This is a genomic window from Cronobacter universalis NCTC 9529 (assembly GCF_001277175.1).
GTDB lineage: Bacteria > Pseudomonadota > Gammaproteobacteria > Enterobacterales > Enterobacteriaceae > Cronobacter > Cronobacter universalis.
This window is the reverse complement of the sequence record NZ_CP012257.1, coordinates 414,826-437,588: the sequence shown is the minus strand read 5'-3', so window position 1 is coordinate 437,588 and position 22,763 is coordinate 414,826. Positions and strand designations below refer to the sequence as shown.

Here is a 22,763-nt window from a genome sequence, read left to right as displayed (position 1 = left end):
TCAGCGCAGCTTATGCTGCGCCATAAACGACTCACCGCCGAGCTGGCGCATCTGGCGCAAAATCCACTGCTGACGCGCACGCACGTAGCCTGACGGCGCGGACGCCTTATAGCGCAGCGGGTTGGGCAGCACTGCCGCCAGCAGCGCGGCTTCTGACGCTGACAGACGGCTGGCGGGCTTGTTGAAATAGCGCTGTGAGGCCTCTTCCACACCAAACACGCCGTCGCCGAATTCCGCGATATTCAGATAGACCGTCAGAATGCGGCGCTTGCTCCAGACGGTTTCGATACCGAGCGTTAAGCCCGCCTCCAGCCCTTTTCGCAGCCAGCTGCGTCCGTCCCATAAAAACAGGTTTTTGGCCGTTTGCTGCGACAGCGTGGACGCCCCGCGGATGCGGCGGCTGTTCTCGTTATGCGAGACGGCTTTCTGGATCGCCGCCACGTCAAATCCCCAGTGATCCGGGAACGTCTGATCTTCCGCCGCGATGACCGCAAGCCCCATCCAGGGCGAAATCTCATCCATACTTACCCAGTCGGAGTGCGCCACGTAGCCAAAATCGCCGCTCAACCACGCGGAGAACTGGCGCTCGACCATAACCGCCGAAAACGGCACCGGCATCACGCTGAACAGCAGAATACCCGCTACCCAGACGCCGAGAACCGCCAGAACCGCGCGCAGCGCCAGCCGCCGCAGACGCGCAAACAGCGAACCGCGCGTTTTATTCATTCGCACATCGCCACCAGGCGCGCCACCAGCTTCTCAATGCCTGCCGCCGCCTCGTCGATGCTTTCCGCCAGCATATAGGCGGGCGTGGTCAGCACTTTGTTATCTTCATCGACCACAATATCGTCCACCGGGCACGGCACATGTTCCCCGCCCATCTCTTCCACCAGCTCGGCGGTATCGATGTCGGTGCCGATAGTCAGACGCAGAGGCGCGGCGATAATTTTCGGCAGCATCGCGGGCGCGATACAGATAAAGCCCAGCGGCTTACCCGCTTCGTGCATCGCCCTAGCCAGCGTCAGAAGCGCCGGGTCGACGGCGCATTCGCTGCCCCGCGTGGCGAAATCGCACAGGTTTTTGGCCGCGCCAAACCCGCCTGGGACCACCAGCGCATCGAGATCCTCCGCGCGCGCCTGCTCCAGCGGCGTTATCTTGCCGCGGGCGATGCGGGCCGCTTCCGCCAGCACATTACGCGTCTCGCCGGTCGGTTCGCCCGTGACGTGATTAATCACGTCCGCTTGTGGTTTATCGGGCGCAAAACAGACCGCCTGCGCGCCATTGCGGGCCAGCGCGAGCAGCGTAATCACCGCCTCATGGATTTCAGAACCGTCATAAACGCCACAACCGCTTAAAACCACTCCGATTTTTTTCATGATTTATCCTTACGTTAAGCCGTTGAAACTTTGCGTAAAATGTTATTTAAACGTTATGCTTCACACATTTTACTGATTCACATAACAAATCATTTAAGATTTGCTATCTTATGTACGAGCGCTTTGATTACTCAGGCCGCGCCACGTAGTTAAAAAGATCAACATCACTAATCAATGGCGAGGCCACGATTTCCCTGGTGTTGGCGCAGTATTCGCGCACCCCGGTTTAGCCGGGGTCATTTTTTTCCGGCCCCGGCAACCCAGGCTTTCAGCGCCTCAACGTCGTGACGCCACTCCTGTTTCAGCTCTTCAATCCATTCACCCACGTTATCCCACCACGCAGGCAGATCGGGCGACTGGATTTTTTGCGCCAGCTGCTGCAAATGACGCAGCCCTACCGCGCCGGCAGCGCCTTTGATCTTATGGCCCTCTTCCACAATGCCTTTTTGATCGCGCGCGGTGAGGTTGGATTCCAGCACGCTCAGGTAGCCCGGCATCATTTTTTCAAACATCGCCAGACCATCGGTGATAAGTTTCGGGCCAACCAGTTGCAGATATTGCTCCAGCATCGGGAGATCGAGCAGCGCCTGCTGCTTGCTGTCGTCGCTTGTCGTCACGTCTTGCTCCTCATCGTCAGGTTGCGTATCCCAGAACTTTTTGATGGTCGCGGTCAGCGCCGGCACCGCCAGCGGTTTGCTCAGCACGTCGTCCATGCCCGCTTCCAGATACTCTTTTTTATCTTTCAGCACGTTGGCCGTTAGCGCCACCAGCGGCGGCAGCGCGTCGCGGGAATAGCGGCGGTTAAGTTCGCGTGAGATATCCAGCCCGGTCATGTCCGGCAGCTGAATATCCAGCAGCACCAGGTCAAACTCGCCGGGGCTGAACATCTCCAGCGCCGCTTTGCCGGTCATCGCCACCTCAACGCTGCAGCCGAGTTTTTCCAGCACCGAGCTCGCCACGATAACGTTAAGCTCAATATCTTCCACCAGCAGCACATGCAGCGCGGGCAGCGGCATCTCGTCGTCGGCCAGCGTATCTTCCACTTCTTCCGCCACGCGCGGCGCCTGCACCGTCAGGACGAAGGTTGATCCCTGCCCCGGTTTGCTGGACACCGTAATATCGCCGCCCATGCTTTTCGCGAGACGGCGCGATACCGCCAGCCCAATCCCCGTGCCGGTCGCCGGTTTTCCGCCCTGGCTATCTTTCACCTGATAATACATGGCGAAGATCTTGTCCTGTTCCTCCTGCGGAATGCCGATACCGGAATCTTCCACCTCAAAGCGTAGCTGCTCGTCTTCGTTATAGCTGACGCGCACCGTCACCTGGCCCTGCTGGGTAAATTTCACCGCGTTGCTGATGAGGTTCCAGAGGATCTGCCGCAGGCGCGTACCGTCGGTCAGCACTTTATGCGGCACCGGGCGCACCGGCTCCATCACGAAGCGCAGCCCTTTCTGCTGCGCCTGAAGGCCGGAGAGGTTTTCCAGGTCCGCCAGAAAACTGGTGAAGTCGACAGGCTGGTTATCAAGCTGCACTTTACGGCGCTCAATTTTATCCATGTCGATAATATCGTTGAAGATATTGCCAAGCGTCACGGCGGAGACGTGAATGGTCTTCAGGTATTTTTCCTGTTCAGCGCTGAGATCGGTATCCAGCAGAATGCGGCTCAAGCCCACAATGCCGTTAAGCGGCGTGCGCAGCTCATGGCTGATGGTGGAGATAAAGGTGGTCTTATCGCGGCTGGCGCGCTCGAGCGCGTCCTGATAGCGCTTACGCTCGGTAATATCGCGCCCGAAGCCCATCAGTCCGTGCCGTTTGCCCACGCGGTCGTAATACGGCACTTTGCGGATCTCAAAGCACGCTTTGCGGCCATCGGGGTAGTCGAGCCACTGCTCGTAGGTAAGAGACACATTATGGCGGAAGACTTTTTCATCGGTCTCCAGCACTTTTTCCGCCGCTTCCGGCGCATACACCTCGTGGGGTTTCAGACCAATCAGCTGTTTTTCGCTTTTGCCGGTGAGCAGCTCCATCGCCCGGTTGCAGCCGGAAAACTCTTTATCTTCATTGCGGTAGAACACCAGATCCGGCGAGGCGTCGAGAAACGAGCGCAGAAAAGAAGATTGCTGCTCCAGCTGGATTTGCGTGACCTCGCGCTCTTTCATCTCCACTTTCAGCTGCTCCAGCATATTCTGGCGCTCGGCCTCCGCTTTTTCACGGTCGGCGATCTCCTGGTTAAGCTGGGCGATATTGTCTTTAAGCTGCACGTTGAGCTTAAGATCGCGCTCGCGCATCTCTTCAAGCTTGTCCACCAGCTTCGAGAGCCGCTGGCGCGACTCCTCAAGTTGCTCCACCACCACCGACAGAAAGTAGACCGCCCAGGGCGTGATCAACAGGCCAAAGAAAATCGAGCGAATAACGTCAATACTTTCGACCTGACCGTGCAGCACCATCGTCACGGCCATTTGCACCGCCATCGCCAGCACGACCAGCGCAAGGGCCAGCAGCAGCGAAAAGCGCACCAGGCCAAGCTTTACCAGTAAATCAACGTAATACTGCGCCAGCATGCGGATCTGTTTCATAAAGGATTCCTGTACTGATATTCCGTTCAATAATACCTAAATCCGCCCCTCTGGCGGGAATTCAGGCAAAAAAGTGCGGAGTGAGAAGGCGAGTGACGTAAAAAGCAGCGTTTAAAGGGCGTCAGCCGCGCCAGGGACACCCGAGCGCCGAGCCCTGCGCGCCGTGCTGGTTAAGATAACGGTCAATTTCCACCATGCCGGTCCAGCGGTTCTCGCACCACAGCGGCGCCAGCAGGGTCGGACGGCGGGCGCTGGCGGAAATACGATGGTAGATGATCTCCGGCGGCGTATGGCGGATCATCTCTCCCGCCGTCACGGCATAATCCTCCAGCGCAATGCCGCTAAGCCGCCCGGCCCGCCAGGCTTTCGCCATAATGCTGCCCTCGACGATATGCAGCGGATGCAGCTTAACGCCATCCACGCCAGTTTCCACCACCCGCTCAAGCGAGACCAGCGCGTCACGGCGGGTTTCGCCCGGCAGCCCGACGATAAGATGCGTGCACACTTTAAGCCCGCGCATTCGCGCCCGACGCGCGGTGTCCTGATAACAGGCAAAATCATGGCCCCGGTTGATGCGATGCAGGGTTTTATCCTTCGCGCTTTGCAGCCCCAGCTCCAGCCAGACTTCATAGCCTTGCTCACGGCAATCCGAGAGGAGATCCAGCACGCTCTCCGGCACGCAGTCCGGGCGCGTGCCCACGCACAGCCCGACGATATCCGCCTGGCTTACCGCCTGCTGGTACATGGCGCGCAAGACGTTCACTTCCGCGAAGGTGCTGGTGTAGGCCTGAAAATAGGCGAGATAGCGGCGGGCGCGGTCGACGCGGGCCGCCTGCTGCGCCAGCTGTTGTTGAATGGAGAGATGCTGCTGGGTTTCATCGGCGAAGGACGCGACATTGCAGAAAGTGCAGCCGCCGCGCCCCAGCGTGCCGTCGCGGTTCGGGCAACTGAAGCCACCATGCAATGACAGCTTATGAACTTTCTGGCCGTAACGACGCGTCAGGTCGCCGCCAAACATATTGACTAATTTTTGTAACTGCATAATCTGAAAAGCCGCCCGGCGAAAGGGCGACAGCCTGCCATTTTTACTCTTTTACGGCGATGACCTGGATCAAGCGCCCCGCCCCGCCTTTACCTGATGAATAACAATTCAACATAAACGCTGTTTTAGTCACCATTATGCTAATTACTTTTCCTTATGATGGTAGCGATTATTTAAGGAATATGACGAACCGTTAAAAACAGAGCGTTTATGCGGCTTACGGGCGCTTAGCAAAAGATCGTGCTGCTTTAAAACGTAATAACAGCGCGCTATCCACTTCCAGCCGCTTTCTTATAGTGAGTCAGATCACACATCACCGGGGCTTATCACCCGGAAAATGCAATATAAAAAAGCTTAAAATATCTTATTATTCAATAATATATATATGCTTTAGCACACTTTTGAATAAATAAGAATGACATTTGACCTGTGTGCGGATTCCCGATAAGTTGGAAATTCGCTGGAAGCTTTCTCGATGGGCGTTCTGCCCATCATATTTATGCAGTAAATGAGATTCCCTCTTAAGTAAGTCCTCAACGACGATGTACCGATGAAAAAGGATATCAGGAGGGCGACACGCAAGGTGTGCGAATAACGCCATACCCTGTCGCCGTACCCTTTTTGCGCCCGCGCGCCATCAGTACAAGGGGGAGTCCCGCAGAGCCTGGGGAGGTTCACTGATATGTTGTACGATAAATCTCTTGAGAGAGACAACTGTGGTTTCGGCCTGATCGCCCACATAGAAGGCGAACCTAGCCACAAGGTTGTGCGTACCGCGATCCACGCGCTGGCCCGTATGCAGCACCGCGGCGCTATCCTCGCGGATGGCAAAACCGGTGACGGCTGCGGCCTGCTGCTGCAAAAGCCGGATCGTTTTTTCCGCATGGTCGCCGAAGAGCACGGCTGGCGCTTAGCCAAAAATTACGCCGTTGGTATGCTGTTCCTGAATCAGGACCCTGAAAAAGCCAGCGCCTCGCGTCGCATCGTTGAAGAAGAGCTGCAGCGTGAAACCCTGTCTATCGTGGGCTGGCGCGTGGTGCCGACCAACGAAGGCGTATTAGGTGAAATCGCGCTCTCCTCAATGCCGCGCATCGAACAGATTTTCGTAAACGCCCCGGCAGGCTGGCGTCCGCGTGATATGGAGCGCCGCCTGTTTATCGCGCGTCGCCGCATTGAAAAACGTCTGGTTGACGATAAAGAGTTCTACGTCTGTAGCCTCTCAAATCTGGTCAACATCTATAAAGGTCTCTGTATGCCGGCGGATCTGCCGCGCTTCTACCTGGACCTGGCGGACCTGCGTCTGGAATCGGCCATCTGCCTGTTCCACCAGCGCTTCTCCACCAACACCGTGCCGCGCTGGCCGCTGGCGCAGCCGTTCCGCTACCTGGCGCACAACGGCGAGATCAACACCATTACCGGCAACCGCCAGTGGGCCCGCGCGCGTACTTATAAATTCCAGACGCCGCTGATCCCCGATCTCCACGACGCCGCGCCGTTTGTAAATGAAACCGGCTCTGACTCCAGCTCAATGGATAACATGCTGGAACTGCTGCTGGCGGGCGGGATGGATATCGTGCGCGCCATGCGTCTGCTGGTGCCGCCGGCCTGGCAGAACAACCCGGATATGGACCCGGAGCTGCGCGCGTTCTTCGACTTTAACTCGATGCACATGGAGCCGTGGGACGGCCCGGCGGGCATCGTGATGTCAGACGGCCGTTTCGCCGCCTGTAACCTTGACCGTAACGGCCTGCGCCCGGCGCGCTACGTTATCACCAAAGATAAGCTCATCACCTGCGCCTCCGAAGTGGGCATCTGGGATTACCAGCCGGACGAAGTCGTGGAGAAAGGCCGCGTAGGGCCTGGCGAGCTGATGGTTATCGACACCCGCGGCGGTCGCATCCTGCACTCGGCGGAAACCGATAACGATCTCAAGAGCCGTCACCCGTATAAAGAGTGGATGGAGAAAAACGTTCGCCGTCTCGTGCCGTTTGAAGATCTGCCTGACGATCAGGTAGGCACCCGTGAAATGGACGACGCCCTGCTCGAAAGCTACCAGAAGCAGTTCTTCTACAGCAATGAAGAGCTGGATGCGGTGATCCGCGTACTGGGCGAAAATGGCCAGGAAGCGGTAGGCTCGATGGGCGACGATACGCCATTCGCCGTGCTCTCCAGTCAGCCGCGCATTATTTATGACTACTTCCGCCAGCAGTTCGCGCAGGTGACCAACCCGCCTATCGATCCGCTGCGCGAAGCGCATGTGATGTCGCTTGCCACCAGCATCGGCCGCGAGATGAACGTTTTCTGCGAAGCTGAAGGCCAGGCGCACCGCCTGAGCTTTAAGTCGCCGATTCTGCTCTACTCCGACTTTAAACAGCTCACCACGCTTGAAGAAGAGCACTATCGCGCCGATACGCTCGATATCACTTTCGACCCGGCGCAGGCGACGCTGGAAGAGACCGTTAAAGCGCTGTGCGACAAAGCCGAACAGATGGTACGCAACGGCACCGTCCTGCTGGTGCTCTCGGATCGCAACATCGCCAAAGATCGTCTGCCGGTACCGGCGCCAATGGCCGTCGGCGCTATCCAGACGCGACTGGTGGAACAGAGCCTGCGCTGCGACGCCAACATTATTGTGGAAACCGCCAGCGCCCGCGACCCGCACCACTTCGCCGTGCTGCTGGGCTTCGGCGCCACCGCTATCTACCCGTATCTCGCCTACGAAACGCTGGCGAAACTGGTGGATACCGGCGCTATCGAAAAAGATTACCGCAGCGTGATGCTGAACTACCGCAACGGCATCAACAAAGGGCTTTATAAGATCATGTCCAAAATGGGCATCTCGACCATCGCCTCTTACCGCTGCTCCAAACTGTTTGAGGCTGTCGGCCTGCACCGCGACGTCTCTGAGCTCTGCTTCCAGGGCGTGGTCAGCCGCATCGGCGGCGCGGGCTTCGCCGATTTCGAACAGGATCTGGTGAACCTGTCGAAGCGCGCCTGGCTTGCGCGCAAACCGCTCGTGCAGGGCGGCTTGCTGAAATATGTTCACGGCGGCGAATACCACGCCTACAACCCGGATGTGGTGCGCACGCTCCAGCAGGCGGTGCAGAGCGGCGACTACAGCGACTATCAGCAATACGCGAAGCTGGTTAACGAACGCCCGGCGGCGACGCTGCGCGATCTGCTGGCGCTGAACCCGCAGGCGGACGCGGTGCGCGTGGAAGATGTCGAACCGGCGAGCGAGCTGTTCAAACGCTTTGATACCGCGGCGATGTCTATCGGCGCGCTGAGCCCGGAAGCGCATGAGTCGCTGGCGGAGGCGATGAACAGCCTCGGCGGTTTCTCGAACTCCGGCGAAGGCGGCGAAGATCCGGCGCGTTACGGCACCAATAAAGTCTCGCGCATTAAGCAGGTGGCCTCCGGCCGCTTCGGCGTAACGCCCGCATATCTGGTTAACGCCGATGTGATTCAGATTAAAGTGGCGCAGGGCGCGAAGCCGGGCGAAGGCGGTCAGCTACCTGGCGACAAAGTGACGCCGTACATCGCGCGTCTGCGTTATTCGGTGCCGGGCGTGACGCTGATCTCCCCGCCGCCGCACCACGATATCTACTCGATTGAAGATCTGGCGCAGCTGATTTTCGACCTAAAACAGGTCAACCCGAAGGCGATGATCTCCGTGAAGCTGGTGTCTGAGCCGGGCGTGGGCACCATCGCCACCGGTGTGGCGAAAGCGTATGCGGATCTCATCACCATCGCAGGCTACGACGGCGGCACGGGCGCAAGCCCCCTCTCCTCCGTGAAATACGCGGGCTGCCCGTGGGAGCTCGGTCTGGTGGAAACGCAGCAGGCGCTGGTCGCCAACGGTCTGCGCCACAAGATCCGCCTGCAGGTGGACGGCGGCCTAAAAACCGGCCTCGACATCATCAAAGCGGCTATTCTTGGCGCGGAGAGCTTCGGCTTCGGCACCGGCCCGATGGTGGCGCTGGGCTGTAAATATCTGCGTATTTGCCATCTGAATAACTGCGCCACCGGCGTGGCGACCCAGGATGACAAACTGCGTAAAAACCACTATCACGGCCTGCCGTTCAAAGTGACCAACTACTTTGAATTCATCGCCCGCGAAACGCGTGAACTCATGGCTCAGCTTGGCGTGACGCGTCTGGTGGATCTGATTGGCCGCACGGATCTTCTGAAAGAGCTGGAAGGCTTTACGGCGAAGCAGCAAAAACTGGATCTGGCGAAACTGCTGGAAACCGCCGAGCCGCATCCTGGCAAAGCGGTCTACTGCACCGAAAGCAACCCGCCGTTCGATAAAGGCGATCTGAACGCGCAACTGCTGGCCCAGGCGAAACCGTATGTCGATAGCCGCCAGAGCAAAACGTTCTGGTTTGATATCCGCAATACCGACCGTTCGGTTGGGGCGCTGCTGTCGGGCTACATCGCGCAGTCGCACGGCGATCAGGGCCTGGCGTCCGATCCTGTCAAAGCGTACTTCACCGGGACTGCCGGACAGAGCTTCGGCGTCTGGAACGCAGGCGGCGTGGAGCTGCACCTGACAGGCGATGCCAACGATTATGTCGGCAAAGGGATGGCGGGCGGCTTGCTGGCGATTCGTCCGCCGGTAGGGTCGTCGTTCAAGAGCTATGAAGCGAGCATTATCGGCAACACCTGCCTGTATGGCGCGACGGGCGGCCGTCTCTACGCCGCAGGCCGCGCAGGCGAGCGTTTCGCGGTGCGTAACTCCGGCGCGATTACGGTCGTGGAAGGGATCGGCGATAACGGCTGTGAATATATGACCGGCGGCATCGTCTGTATTCTCGGTAAAACCGGCGTGAACTTCGGCGCAGGCATGACGGGCGGCTTCGCCTACGTGCTGGACGAAGATGGCGAGTTCCGCAAACGCGTGAACCCGGAGCTGGTGGAAGTGCTGAATGTCGACGAGTTAGCGATTCACGAAGAACACCTGCGCGGGCTTATCACCGAGCATGTTCAACAGACCGGTTCACACCGCGGCGAAGAGATCCTGGCGAACTGGCCGGCGTTCTCAGCCAGATTCGCGCTGGTTAAACCGAAGTCCAGTGATGTAAAAGCATTGTTGGGTCACCGTAGTCGTTCCGCAGCCGAGCTGCGGGTGCAGGCGCAGTAAGAGGTCACGATTGATGAGTCAGAACGTTTACCAATTTATCGACTTACAGCGCGTTGATCCGCCGAAAAAGCCGCTTAAGATCCGTAAAATTGAGTTTGTGGAAATTTATGAGCCCTTCTCGGAAGGCCAGGCCAAAGCGCAGGCAGACCGCTGCCTGTCCTGCGGCAACCCTTACTGTGAATGGAAATGTCCGGTCCATAACTACATCCCTAACTGGCTGAAGCTGGCCAACGAAGGGCGCATTTTCGAAGCCGCAGAGCTTTCTCACCAGACTAACACGCTGCCGGAAGTGTGCGGCCGCGTCTGCCCTCAGGACCGCCTGTGCGAAGGCTCCTGCACGCTGAATGACGAATTCGGCGCCGTGACCATCGGCAACATCGAGCGCTATATCAACGATAAAGCGTTCGAAATGGGCTGGCGGCCGGATCTCTCCGGCGTGAAGCCGACCGGCAAACGCGTCGCGATTGTCGGCGCGGGCCCGGCGGGCCTCGCGTGCGCCGACGTACTGACGCGTAACGGCGTAAAAGCCGTCGTGTTTGATCGTAACCCGGAAATCGGCGGCCTGCTGACCTTCGGCATCCCGGCCTTTAAGCTGGAAAAAGAAGTCATGACGCGCCGTCGTGAAATCTTCACCGGCATGGGCATTGAGTTCAGGCTCAATACCGAAGTGGGCCGCGATATCCAGATGAACGACCTGCTGGGCGACTACGACGCGGTCTTCCTCGGCGTCGGCACCTATCAGTCGATGCGCGGCGGGCTGGAAAACGAAGACGCGCCGGGCGTGTATGAAGCGCTGCCGTTCCTTATCGCCAATACCCGTCAGATCATGGGCTTTGAGGAAGATACAAAGCAGCCATACATCAGTATGGAAGGCAAACGCGTCGTGGTGCTGGGCGGCGGCGATACCGCGATGGACTGCGTGCGTACCTCGGTGCGCCAGGGCGCCACTCACGTCATCTGCGCTTACCGTCGTGATGAAGAGAACATGCCGGGCTCACGTCGCGAAGTGAAAAACGCGCGCGAAGAAGGCGTTGAGTTCCAGTTCAACGTGCAGCCGCTCGGCGTTGAGATCAACGCTAACGGTAAAGTGTGCGGCGTGAAAATGGCGCGCACGCAGATGGGCGAACCGGATGACAAAGGCCGTCGTCGCGCGGAGATCGTGCCGGGCTCCGAGCATGTGCTGCCTGCCGATGCGGTGGTGATGGCGTTTGGTTTCCGTCCGCACAGCATGGAGTGGCTGGCCCAGCACAGCGTGGAGCTTGATTCGCAGGGGCGTGTGATTGCGCCGGAAGGCAATGAAAACGCCTTCCAGACCAGCAACCCGAAAATCTTCGCAGGCGGCGATATCGTGCGCGGCTCCGATCTGGTGGTGACTGCGATTGCCGAAGGTCGTAAAGCGGCGGACGGCATCATGAACTACCTCGAAGTCTGACGGTTCAGACTGACACATTCAAAAGGGAAGCCTCGCGCTTCCCTTTTTTATTTCACTTATCAATAAAGCAAGCCCTTTTATTTCCAGAAAAAGACTTTTCCGTTTCTGAATTACTTTCACAATTCGTTCTGTTTAGATTCGATTCCTGACTCCTGCCCCGTTAAATGCTTTCCTGAACGCGTTCTGTTTCGCCACTTATTTATGGTGCTTATTAATATGTGCACAGTATGAAATCAGACCGTCAAAAGCATACACATTTTATATTTATAAATTCTGTATCTTTCGGAAAGGATGTTATTTACGAGAACAATAAAATAAGCTGCCGCGACGCCGACACTTAACTCAACGCATTATTATATTGGACGTAATTATGGATACTTCTAAAACATTCAGGAAAAATAGAATTGCAAAAATTATGGCGGGTATTTTTCCAGCCATGATCCTCTTTACGCCTGCGCTCTCGCATGCGACCACCAATATCGATGAAGATACAGAGGAGACGTACTTTTTTAGCGGCGACAAAGAATATGTAATTGCCGATGGCGTAACAATGTCATCCTTAACATCAGATCCTGCGGCGCTGGTGAAAGGAAAAAGCGTAGAGTCAATCGTTAATAACGGAACGATTACGAATGATAATGGCGGCGCTGTTCTGATCGATATTTCAGGCCAGACATCCGACATGATGACGCTTGAGAATAAAGGCGCCATTAATAGCACAGGCACAGCCATCGACGTTATTAACGGCAGTAACGTCACCATTATTAATACCGGCGCTATCTCCGGCGGCGACTACGCGATTTCTTTTGAAAACGATGGTAATAACGCGCTGGTGCTTAAAGCAGGCTCCAGCCTTGGGGGCGATGTCATCACCACAGGCTCCCTTAACAATACGATTACCCTGAACGACAGCGGCAATGAAGACAGCAATTTTATTGGCGCGAACGCAGACGACGGCTTTAAATCGCTCACCATGGACGGCAGCGACTGGACGCTGACCGGTGATGTCGATCTCACGGGTGAAGGCGACAGCCTTATCGTCAAAACCGGCAACCTGACGCTCGGCGGCGACGTGACAAACACCGGTTCGACGTTAATTAATAATGCGGCCTCACTGCAAATCGGTACCGGCAGCGGCGCGAACGCCTCGCTGGAAGGTAACGTTACCAACAACGGCACACTGATTTTCAACCAGGCGGCAGATTATACTTTTGCGGGCGATATTTCCGGCACCGGTAATCTGGTGAAAGAAAACGCCAGCACGCTGACGCTCACCGGTAACAACAGCTTTAGCGGCGATACCACCCTGAAAGCCGGTACAACCCTTGTGGCGGAGAATGCCGTGATGGGGCCTGATGGCGGCACTGGCATCATTAATATCGACAGCGGCGCCACGTTCGCCTCTGCGGGCACCGTAAACAGCGATGTGGCGATTGCCGCAGGCGGCGTGCTGGCGTCCTGGAATGCCGTCAGCGGCAACGAGAACGCCTCCACCCCGGCGACGGGCAATACTATCAATGGCGACGTGACCAACCAGGGCACGCTGCAAATCGCGGGCGGTAGTAACGTCGGCAATGTGTTTACCATCAACGGCAACTACACCGGCGATGAGAACAGCCGCATCGTGATGAACACCGAGGCAGGCGAAGATAATTCTCCGACTGACCATCTGGCTATTACCGGCGACAGCGCGGGCAGCTCTGCGCTTGAAGTGGCGAATATCGGCGGCCAGGGCGCGCAGACCATTAACGGTATTGAACTTATCAGCGTTGGCGGCGCGTCTGACGCCTCTTTCACGCTGGATAAACCGGTCGTGGCGGGGATGTGGGAATACGATCTCTATCAGCATGACGACGGCAACTGGTATCTGGAATCGAAAGCCAGCGATACGCCAGATCCGACGCCGGATCCAACGCCAGACCCGGATGATAATGGCGGTGACGACGATGGCGATAACGGCGGCGATGATAACGGTGGTAATGGCGGCGATACGCCACCGGCTCCAGAAGTGTACCGCCCGGAGGCGGGCGTCTATATGGCGAACTACCTGGCCGCCCAGCAGATGTTTATTCACAAGCGCGACGATCGCGATCAGCTGATGCTGCGCGACGCCGACGATCTGAATACCTGGATGTACGTTAAAGGCGAGTACAACGACGGCAACTTCGCGGACAGCAACCTGAAATATAAGATTCGCTCCGCCGTAGTGCAGTTAGGCAGCGACTTCCTGAGCAAAGATCTCTCCACCGGCACGCTGCACAGCGGTTTTATGCTGGGCGCAGGCTACAGCGACACCACCGCAGACGCGCGCCATAATTCGCGCTCGGCAGATGGCCGTGTTAACGGCTATAACGTCGGCGTGTATGCTACCTGGCAGGAAGATCAGACTCTGCGTCTCGGCAGTTATATCGACAGCTGGGCGTCTTACAGCTGGTATAACAGCCAGGTGAATGGCGACGATATGCCAGGCGAAGAGTACGACAGCCAGGGCTATGCCGCCTCGCTGGAGCTGGGTCACGCCTGGCTGGTGCCGTCAGAGAAAGCGCGCACCATGAAGTTTGAACCGCAGGGCCAGGTGGTTTACAGCAATCTGGATCAGGATAACCACGTAGAATATAACGGCACGCGCGTCGGCACGCCGGATGATGACGCGGTGCTGGGTCGTATCGGGTTCAAGGCAAGCTATGTCGATCAGAAAGCCGTGGAAGCCTGGCAGCCTTACGGCGCGGTGAACTGGCTTATCGGCAACGGCATGAGCGATCTGAACTTTAACGACGAGACGCTGGATTCCAACGTGCCGTCTAATCGCTTCCAGCTCGAAACGGGCGTCAGCGGTAAGGTGAATGACACGACTACCGTTTCCTTCCGGGTCAGCAGCGAATGGGGCGATAACTCCTATAACGCCTGTTCCGGCCATATGCTGGTGAACTATCGCTGGTAACAGGCAGGGACAAAAAAACCGCCTCTTCGGGCGGTTTAATAAAAAAGCCGGGCTGCCGTCAGCATACCCGGCTTTATATTGAGGCAGTACGATTACTTAACCACGCGCAGCGCCGGACGCCCGCCACGCGGCGGCGGCTCGTCATCCGGGCCGTTATCATCCGCATCGTCAGGCTTATCGCCATCAATCACAGACATCACGGTTTCCGGCTCTTCTGCGCTGTCGTCGTCGTTCAGGCTCGCCATCTCTTCATCATAAGCGGCTTCTGGCTCGAACATCGTGCCGGCGCCGTTTTCACGGGCATAGATAGCCAGCACGGCAGCCAGCGGCACCGATACCTGACGCGGCACGCCGCCGAAACGGGCGTTGAAGCGCACTTCGTCATTCGCCAGTTCCAGATTGCCGACCGCACGCGGAGCGATATTCAGAACAATTTGCCCGTCACGCGCGTACTCCAGCGGCACCAGCACGCCCGGCAGCGTCACATCCACGACCAGGTGCGGCGTCAGCTGGTTGTCCAGCAGCCATTCATAAAAGGCACGCAGCAGATAGGGACGACGTGGAGAGAGCTGAGAGATATCCATAAGGTTTAGCCCCGGGTTTGCAGACGGATTTCGCGCTCGGCTTCGGTCAGCGAAGCCAGGAACGAATCACGCTCAAACACGCGAGTCATATAGCCTTTGAGCTCTTTGGCGCCCGCGCCGCTGAACTCAACGCCTAACTGCGGCAGACGCCACAGCAGCGGTGCCAGATAGCAATCCACCAGGCTGAACTCATCGCTCAGGAAATAGGGCTTCTGGCCGAATACCGGCGCGATAGCCAGCAGCTCTTCACGCAGCTGTTTACGCGCGTTATCGGCTTCCTGGGCGGAACCGCTGACGATAACGTTCATCAGCGAGTACCAGTCCTTCTCGATACGGTGCATATACAGGCGGCTTTCACCGCGAGCCACCGGGTAAACTGGCATTAACGGCGGGTGCGGGAAACGCTCATCGAGATATTCCATAATGATGCGCGACTCCCAAAGAGTCAGTTCACGGTCTACCAGCGTCGGCACGCTTTGATTTGGGTTGAGGTCAATCAGATCCTGCGGCAGGTTATCCGTTTCCACATGCTCAATTTCAAAGCTGACACCCTTTTCAGCCAGCACAATGCGGACCTGATGGCTGTAGATATCAGTAGGACCAGAAAACAGCGTCATTACCGAACGTTTGTTGGCAGCGACAGCCATGAAAACCTCCAGGTATATTCAGAAAGTTACTGCTACCAGCCGCACACACGGCTGGCCTTATTAATCACCCTTCCGTGCCGAACTTTCTTCCGTCTGCAAAACGAACAAAACGTGAACAGTTACCAGCATTTGGGCACAAAATTGGATGATAGTTTACCAGATTTTGCGCAGCTTGTGGTGAGAGGTTTTGTCCGATTGCCGTAAATGGGCGGGATTTCAGTGGATTAGCGACCAGATAAAAATTCCGGGCATAAAAAAACCCGGCTGTATGCCGGGTTTTTCGCCAATTCGATTCTGCAAAAGCAGAAAAGGATTAACGTTTGGAGAACTGCGGACGACGACGTGCTTTACGCAGACCGACTTTCTTACGTTCAACCTGACGAGCGTCACGAGTAACGAAGCCAGCTTTACGCAGTTCAGAGCGCAGAGACTCATCGTACTCCATCAGAGCGCGGGTGATACCGTGACGGATCGCACCAGCCTGACCGGAGATACCACCACCTTTAACGGTGATGTACAGATCCAGTTTCTCAACCATGTCGACCAGTTCCAGCGGCTGGCGAACTACCATGCGGGCAGTTTCGCGACCGAAGTACTGTTCCAGAGAACGCTGGTTGATAACGATTTTACCGTTGCCCGGTTTGATAAACACACGAGCGGCGGAGCTTTTGCGGCGACCAGTGCCGTAGTATTGATTTTCAGCCATTGCCATAATCCCGATTAGATGTCCAGAACTTGCGGTTGCTGCGCCGCGTGGTTGTGCTCGTTGCCCGCGTAAACTTTCAGTTTACGGTACATAGCACGGCCCAGAGGGCCTTTCGGCAGCATGCCTTTAACCGCGATTTCAATTACACGCTCAGGACGGCGGGCAATCATCTCTTCAAAGGTCGCTTCTTTGATACCACCGATGTGGCCAGTGTGGTGGTAGTACATTTTGTCAGAACGCTTGTTGCCGGTTACAGCAACTTTTTCTGCGTTCAGAACGATGATGTAATCACCGGTATCAACGTGCGGAGTGTATTCCGCTTTGTGCTTACCGCGCAGGCGACGAGCCAGTTCGGTAGCCAGACGGCCCAGAGTTTTACCGGTCGCGTCAACAACATACCAGTCGCGTTTTACGGTTTCTGGTTTAGCTGTAAAAGTTTTCATTAAAAGCTTACCCAAATATAGAGTTACACGTTGGCGAACACCCAAACGCTTAAATTGAGTTGAGGTTCACACGACAAAGTCCGCAAACCTACCCCCTCGGATATGTTTTCGGCACACAAAAGTTTCGGGAAAAAAACTTTCTTGTAACGTGGGGTCGCAAGATTATAGAGAAGTCGAGTATAAAGATCGACCCCTTTTATCAGGAAAGTACCCGAATTCGCTCCCCGGTACGCTGAGGAGCGGCCAGGCCTCAGGCCAGGTGCGGGCGTTTGAGGTATTCCTCGCTCTGCATCTCCTGCAAACGCGACAGGCAGCGCTTAAATTCAAACTGCAGTTGCTCGCCCTGATAGATGTTCTCCAGCGGCGAATCTGCCGAGACCACCAGCTTCACCTGGCGTTCGTAAAACTCATCCACCAGCGCGATAAAGCGCCGCGCCGCGTTCTCGGTAGAGGTCGTCATCACCGGTACGTCAAACAGCAGCACCGTATGGAACTGGCGCGACAGCGCGATGTAGTCATGCTGACTGCGCGCATCGACGCACAGCGTGTCGAAAGACGCGGCCAGCGTCTGGTTTTCCACGCCGAGCGTCGGCAACGGGCGATGGTTAATCTCAAGCGACGGCGCCGCTGCCGCGTTACGCGGCGCGCCCGCCAGCGCCTGCCAGAGCGCGTCCATCTGACGCGCCGTCTCTTCGCTCCGCGGCGAGAGCCACAAATGCGCCTGGGTCAGCGTGCGCAGGCGGTAATCAATGCCTGCATCGACGTTCATGATGTCGCAATTTGCTTTTATTGCCTCAATGGCCGGTAAAAAGCGCGTGCGCTGTAAGCCGTTGCGGTACAGCTCATCGGGCGGAATGTTGGACGTCGCGACAAGCGTAATGCCGCGTGCGAACAGCGCCTGCATCAGCCCGCCAAGCAGCATGGCGTCGGTAATGTCGGAGACAAAAAACTCATCGAAGCAGATAACGTCCGCCTGCGCTTTAAAACCGTCAGCGACGACTTCCAGCGGATCGGTCTGTCCTTGCAGCGCGGCGAGCTCTTCATGCACGCGCAGCATAAAGCGGTGAAAATGCAGCCTGAGCTTGCGCTCGCCCGGCAGGCTATGAAAGAACAGGTCCATCAGCCAGGTTTTACCGCGCCCGACGCCGCCCCACATATATAAGCCGCGTACCGGCGCTTCACCGGCCGTCTCTTCACGTTTGCCGAACAGCTTGCCGACTTTGGTCAGCAGGCCGCCGCGGGCTGGCGCAGGCGCGTCGGTTTTCTGCGAAAGGGCCTGCCAGATAAGATTCAGACGATTTACCGCTTCATGCTGGACGTCGTCCGGCTGGTGGGTGCCCTCTTTCAGGGCCCGTTGGTAGCGCGATGTCGGAGAGATGCTCTGCATATATTATTCTTACTTCCTGAAAACGTTCGCCGCAGCGTTATTTTGGCCAAAAAAAGGCCGCTCTACACTACGCCATGCCGCTCCAGGATTCCACTTCTCCTGAATTAGCGGTTATAGTGGGTTTACCGGTCGACGGCACGCAGACGAGAAACCAAGCCTCGCCGTTACCACCCTACGGAATCACAAGACAACGGGAGATGTTCATGACCTGGGAATATGCGCTTATTGGGTTAGTCGTCGGCATTATTATCGGCGCCGTCGCTATGCGTTTCGGTAACCGCAAATTACGTCAACAGCAGGCTCTGCAGTACGAGCTTGAGAAAAACAAAGCGGAGCTTGACGACTACCGCGAAGAACTGGTCAGCCACTTCGCCCGCAGCGCTGAACTGCTGGATAACATGGCGGATGACTATCGTCAGCTCTATCAGCACATGGCGAAAAGCTCCAGCAGCCTGCTGCCGGAAATGTCCGCGGAGACCAACCCGTTCCGCAATCGCCTTGCGGAATCGGAAGCGAGCAACGATCAGGCGCCGGTCCAGATGCCGCGCGACTATTCAGACAGCGCTTCTGGTCTGCTGCGCACCGGCGCGAAGCGCAACTGATTCAGCTAACTATCCTTACCGTCGGGCGCATGTAGCGCCCGCTTTTCTTTGGGCGCTGACTATGCTTATTCTGAGCGCTGCCGTCCCGATGACAGCATTGTTACGACTTTGAGAATTCAATAATATCCGTCTTTTCAGGTGACTTTTTATAACCAGGTTGCGAGAGCCGCGTTCATGAAAAAACAAACCCTGCTGTTAAGTGCGTTAGCGTTAAGTCTCGGTTTATCTCTGTCGGCGCCCGCGCCGGTGCTCGCCGCCCTGCCGTCGCAGGTGCCGGGCCAGCCTGCCATCCCAAGCCTCGCGCCGATGCTGGAAAAAGTGCTGCCTGCGGTCGTCAGCGTGCGGGTGGAAGGCACCGCCGTGCAGGAGCAGCGCGTACCGGAGGAGCTGAAAAAATTCTTCGGCGAGTCGATGCCGGACCAGCAGGCGCAGCCGTTTGAAGGGCTCGGCTCGGGCGTGATTATTGACGCCGCCAAAGGCTATGTGCTCACCAATAACCACGTCATTAACCACGCGGAGAAAATCAGCGTTCAGCTTAATGACGGCCGCGAGTTCGACGCCAAACTGATTGGCGGCGACGACCAGAGCGATATCGCGCTGATCCAGCTGCAAAACGCCAGCAACCTGACGCAAATCCAGGTGGCGGATTCCGATAAACTGCGCGTCGGCGATTTCGTGGTGGCCGTCGGCAACCCGTTCGGGCTCGGCCAGACGGCGACATCCGGCATCGTCTCGGCGCTAGGCCGCAGCGGGCTCAATCTCGAAGGCTTTGAAAACTTTATCCAGACCGATGCGTCCATTAACCGCGGCAACTCCGGCGGCGCGCTGCTGAACCTGAATGGCGAGCTTATCGGCATCAATACCGCGATCCTCGCGCCGGGCGGCGGCAGCGTCGGGATCGGCTTCGCCATCCCGGCCAATATGGCCCAGACGCTCGCTAAACAACTGATGCAATCAGGCGAGGTGAAACGCGGTCTGCTCGGCATTAAAGGCACCGAGATGAGCGCCGATATCGCCAAAGCGTTTAACCTGAACACCCAGCGCGGTGCCTTTGTCAGCGAAGTGCTGCCAAACTCGGGCTCCGCTAAAGCGGGCATTAAAGCGGGCGACGTGATCGTGAGCCTCAATGGCCGTCCGCTGAACAGTTTCGCCGAACTGCGCTCGCGCATCGCCACCACCGAACCTGGCACAAAAGTGAAACTGGGCCTGCTGCGCGACGGTAAAGCCCAGGAAGTGGAGGTGACGCTCGATAAAAGCACGTCCTCCTCCGCCAGCGCCGATATCATCGCCCCGGCCTTGCAGGGCGCGACGTTAAGCGACGGCCAGCTTAAAGACGGCACCAAAGGCATTACCATTAATAGCGTCGAAAAAGGCAGCGCCGCAGCCCAGGCGGGCCTGCAGAAAGACGATGTTATCGTCGGCGTGAACCGCGCGCGCGTCAGCACCATCGCTGAAATGCGCAAGCTGCTGGAAAGCAAGCCTGCCATCATCGCGCTGCATATCGTGCGTGGAAACGACAGTCTCTATTTACTGCTGCGTTAATAAACTGAGAGAACGGGCATCACGCCGCGTGTGATGTCCGTTTAACTCATGGTATGCTGCGCCCGTCCCCTGACTACTTATTCCATACACATGTTTCTGAAGCTTTTACGCTCGGTTATTGCGGGGTTGATTGTCGCCGCGTTGCTGCTGACGCTCGTACCTTCCCTGCGCCCCTATAATCCGCTGTTGCAGCAAAAGCTCGACAGCGTCGATGAAACGCCCGTGAGTTATAACCGGGCGGTGCGCCGCGCTGCGCCTGCGGTCGTGAACGTCTATAACCGCAGCCTCGGCGGCAGCAATCGCAGCCAGCTGGAAATTCGCACGCTCGGCTCCGGCGTTATCATGGATCAGCGCGGCTATATTCTGACCAACAAACATGTCATCAACGACGCCGATCAGATTATCGTGGCGCTGCAGGATGGCCGCGTGTTTGAGGCGCTGCTGGTAGGTTCAGACAGCCTGACCGATCTGGCGGTGCTGAAAATCAACGCGACCGCCCTGCCGGTGATTCCCATCAACCCGCAGCGTATGCCCCACATCGGTGACGTCGTCATGGCGATTGGCAACCCTTATAACCTTGGGCAGACCATCACCCAGGGGATTATCAGCGCCACCGGGCGAATCGGCCTGAACCCGTCCGGACGCCAGAATTTCCTGCAAACCGACGCCTCCATCAACCACGGCAACTCCGGCGGCGCGCTGGTGAACTCGCTGGGCGAGCTGATGGGTATCAACACGCTCTCATTTGATAAGAGCAACGACGGCGAAACGCCGGAGGGCATCGGTTTTGCGATCCCAACGCAGCTCGCCACGCGCATTATGGAAAAACTTATCCGCGACGGGCGCGTGATCCGCGGCTATATCGGCATTAGCGGGCGTGAAATTACGCCGATGCATACGCCGGCGGCGGGTATCGACCAGATTCAGGGGATTGTGGTGAACGACGTGGCGCAGGACGGTCCTGCCGCGCGCGCGGGCATTCAGGTAAATGACGTGATTGTGTCGGTGAACAAGAAGCCTGCCATCTCCGCGCTGGAAACCATGGATCAGGTGGCGGAAATCCGTCCTGGCTCGGTGATCCCGGTGGAAGTGATGCGTAACGACCGCAAACTCACTATCCAGGTGACGATTCAGGAATACCCGGCGACGCCAGAATAGCGCAATAGCAAAATCGCAGGCATAAAAAAACCGGAACGCGCGTTCCGGTTTTTTTTCGCTCGTTAACGCTTACTTGTTAACGAACTCTTCGCCCAGGGCGATATCTTTTTTCAGCGTATCCAGCATGCCTTCCAGCGACTGCTGTTCGTAAGCGCTCAGGGCGCCGATCGGTTTACGCTCTTCAATACCGTTTTTACCCAGCAGCAGCGGCTGTGAGAAGAAGCGGGCATATTCGCCGTCGCCTTCCACATAGGCGCATTCCACCACGCCCTGCTCGCCCTGCAGCGCACGCACCAGGGAGAGACCGAAACGCGCGGCCGCCTGGCCCATAGACAGGGTCGCAGAGCCTCCGCCCGCTTTCGCTTCCACCACTTCGGTGCCCGCGTTCTGGATGCGTTTGGTCAGATCGGCCACTTCCTGATCGGTAAAGTTAACGCCCGGGATCTGCGAGAGCAGCGGCAGAATGGTCACGCCAGAGTGGCCGCCGATCACCGGCACGTCCAGCTCAGCCGGTTTTTTGCCTTTCAGTTCCGCCACAAAGGTGTTGGAGCGGATGATGTCCAGCGTGGTCACGCCAAACAGTTTGTTCTTGTCGTACACGCCTGCTTTTTTCAGCACTTCTGCCGCGATGGCGACCGTGGTGTTCACCGGGTTGGTGATAATGCCGATGCACGCTTTCGGGCAGGTGGTCGCGACCTGCTGAATCAGGTTTTTCACGATGCCTGCGTTCACGTTGAACAGGTCAGAGCGATCCATACCCGGTTTACGGGCGACACCTGCGGAGATCAGCACCACATCAGCGCCTTCCAGCGCCGGCTTCGCGTCTTCGCCGGAGAAACCTTTGATTTTCACGTCGGTCGGGATATGACTTAAATCCACCGCAACCCCTGGGGTCACCGGCGCAATGTCATACAGAGAGAGTTCTGAACCTGAAGGCAGTTGGGTCTTGAGTAGAAGGGCAAGCGCCTGGCCGATACCGCCTGCCGCGCCGAGGACTGCAACTTTCATCCTAAACTCCTTATTATGGTTAGCAATTGTGTGCCGTTACTCCATGAGGTGGCGACCATAATCATCCTGGGAGGAAGTTATAGCACTCTTTTCGCCCGCAGTTTGCGATCGTAGCGCGGTTTAACTGAAAGCGATGCGGCCTTCTCGCCCGGGTGCAGATGACGCGAATACCGCCG

General features: G+C 57.2%; 16 protein-coding genes. 6 read left to right on the top strand and 10 right to left on the bottom strand.

Features of this window, described 5'->3' with window-relative positions; translation table 11 throughout:
- From mtgA to AFK65_RS01980, 4 genes are all read right to left on the bottom strand, one after another.
- A complete protein-coding gene (gene mtgA / locus AFK65_RS01995; protein ID WP_007704898.1) occupies nt 1-726 on the bottom strand; it encodes a monofunctional biosynthetic peptidoglycan transglycosylase in 726 nt (241 codons plus the stop codon).
- Nucleotides 723-1,376, bottom strand: coding sequence for an isoprenoid biosynthesis glyoxalase ElbB (gene elbB, locus AFK65_RS01990; RefSeq protein ID WP_038858215.1), 654 nt, complete (start codon nt 1,374-1,376; stop codon nt 723-725). The genes mtgA and elbB overlap by 4 nt, the downstream gene beginning before the upstream one ends.
- Before the next feature lie 236 nt (nt 1,377-1,612).
- Nucleotides 1,613-3,952 carry an aerobic respiration two-component sensor histidine kinase ArcB gene (gene arcB, locus AFK65_RS01985; RefSeq protein WP_032805828.1) on the bottom strand — a complete coding sequence of 780 codons (2,340 nt, stop codon included), beginning with the start codon at nt 3,950-3,952 and terminating at the stop codon, nt 1,613-1,615.
- Between the two features lie 121 nt (nt 3,953-4,073).
- The gene (locus AFK65_RS01980; protein WP_007704891.1) at nt 4,074-4,994 is read right to left on the bottom strand and encodes a TIGR01212 family radical SAM protein; all 921 of its coding nucleotides are present in this window, start codon (nt 4,992-4,994) and stop codon (nt 4,074-4,076) included.
- Nucleotides 4,995-5,676: 682 nt separating this feature from the next.
- On the opposite strand from AFK65_RS01980, the gene gltB reads away from it, so the two are divergent.
- The 3 genes from gltB (at nt 5,677) to AFK65_RS01965 (ending at nt 14,510) form a co-directional block, all read left to right on the top strand.
- Nucleotides 5,677-10,137 (top strand): glutamate synthase large subunit, encoded by a 4,461-nt coding sequence (gene gltB, locus AFK65_RS01975; protein ID WP_085959940.1) that lies wholly within the window; start codon nt 5,677-5,679, stop codon nt 10,135-10,137.
- A gap of 13 nt (nt 10,138-10,150) precedes the next feature.
- The gene (locus AFK65_RS01970) at nt 10,151-11,569 is read left to right on the top strand and encodes a glutamate synthase small subunit (RefSeq protein WP_038858217.1); all 1,419 of its coding nucleotides are present in this window, start codon (nt 10,151-10,153) and stop codon (nt 11,567-11,569) included.
- 415 nt (nt 11,570-11,984) lie between these two features.
- A complete protein-coding gene (locus tag AFK65_RS01965) occupies nt 11,985-14,510 on the top strand; it encodes an autotransporter family protein (RefSeq protein WP_007704884.1) in 2,526 nt (841 codons plus the stop codon).
- Nucleotides 14,511-14,602: 92 nt separating this feature from the next.
- Here AFK65_RS01965 and sspB read toward each other — a convergent pair whose 3' ends face one another.
- From sspB to zapE, 5 genes are all read right to left on the bottom strand, one after another.
- Nucleotides 14,603-15,094, bottom strand: coding sequence for a ClpXP protease specificity-enhancing factor (gene sspB / locus AFK65_RS01960; protein ID WP_038858220.1), 492 nt, complete (start codon nt 15,092-15,094; stop codon nt 14,603-14,605).
- A 5-nt stretch (nt 15,095-15,099) separates the two neighbouring features.
- The gene (gene sspA / locus AFK65_RS01955) at nt 15,100-15,741 is read right to left on the bottom strand and encodes a stringent starvation protein SspA (protein ID WP_004385111.1); all 642 of its coding nucleotides are present in this window, start codon (nt 15,739-15,741) and stop codon (nt 15,100-15,102) included.
- Between the two features lie 313 nt (nt 15,742-16,054).
- A complete protein-coding gene (rpsI, locus tag AFK65_RS01950) occupies nt 16,055-16,447 on the bottom strand; it encodes a 30S ribosomal protein S9 (RefSeq protein WP_000829818.1) in 393 nt (130 codons plus the stop codon).
- A 14-nt stretch (nt 16,448-16,461) separates the two neighbouring features.
- A complete protein-coding gene (gene rplM, locus AFK65_RS01945; RefSeq protein WP_002437467.1) occupies nt 16,462-16,890 on the bottom strand; it encodes a 50S ribosomal protein L13 in 429 nt (142 codons plus the stop codon).
- Between the two features lie 250 nt (nt 16,891-17,140).
- The gene (zapE, locus tag AFK65_RS01940; protein WP_007704873.1) at nt 17,141-18,277 is read right to left on the bottom strand and encodes a cell division protein ZapE; all 1,137 of its coding nucleotides are present in this window, start codon (nt 18,275-18,277) and stop codon (nt 17,141-17,143) included.
- A 203-nt stretch (nt 18,278-18,480) separates the two neighbouring features.
- On the opposite strand from zapE, the gene zapG reads away from it, so the two are divergent.
- From zapG to degS, 3 genes are all read left to right on the top strand, one after another.
- Entirely contained in the window at nt 18,481-18,879 is a 399-nt protein-coding gene (gene zapG, locus AFK65_RS01935; RefSeq protein ID WP_007704871.1) for a Z-ring associated protein ZapG, read from the top strand.
- A gap of 174 nt (nt 18,880-19,053) precedes the next feature.
- Complete coding sequence (gene degQ, locus AFK65_RS01930; RefSeq protein WP_007704870.1) at nt 19,054-20,421, top strand: serine endoprotease DegQ; 1,368 nt, start codon at nt 19,054-19,056, stop codon at nt 20,419-20,421.
- 90 nt (nt 20,422-20,511) lie between these two features.
- Nucleotides 20,512-21,579: an outer membrane-stress sensor serine endopeptidase DegS gene (gene degS, locus AFK65_RS01925; protein ID WP_023899583.1), complete on the top strand. Its 1,068-nt coding sequence runs from the start codon at nt 20,512-20,514 to the stop codon at nt 21,577-21,579.
- Nucleotides 21,580-21,648: 69 nt separating this feature from the next.
- On the opposite strand, the gene mdh is transcribed toward degS, so the two are convergent.
- Nucleotides 21,649-22,587, bottom strand: a complete 939-nt coding sequence (mdh, locus tag AFK65_RS01920; RefSeq protein ID WP_007704868.1) for a malate dehydrogenase — start codon at nt 22,585-22,587, stop codon at nt 21,649-21,651.
- Nucleotides 22,588-22,763: the final 176 nt, after the last annotated feature.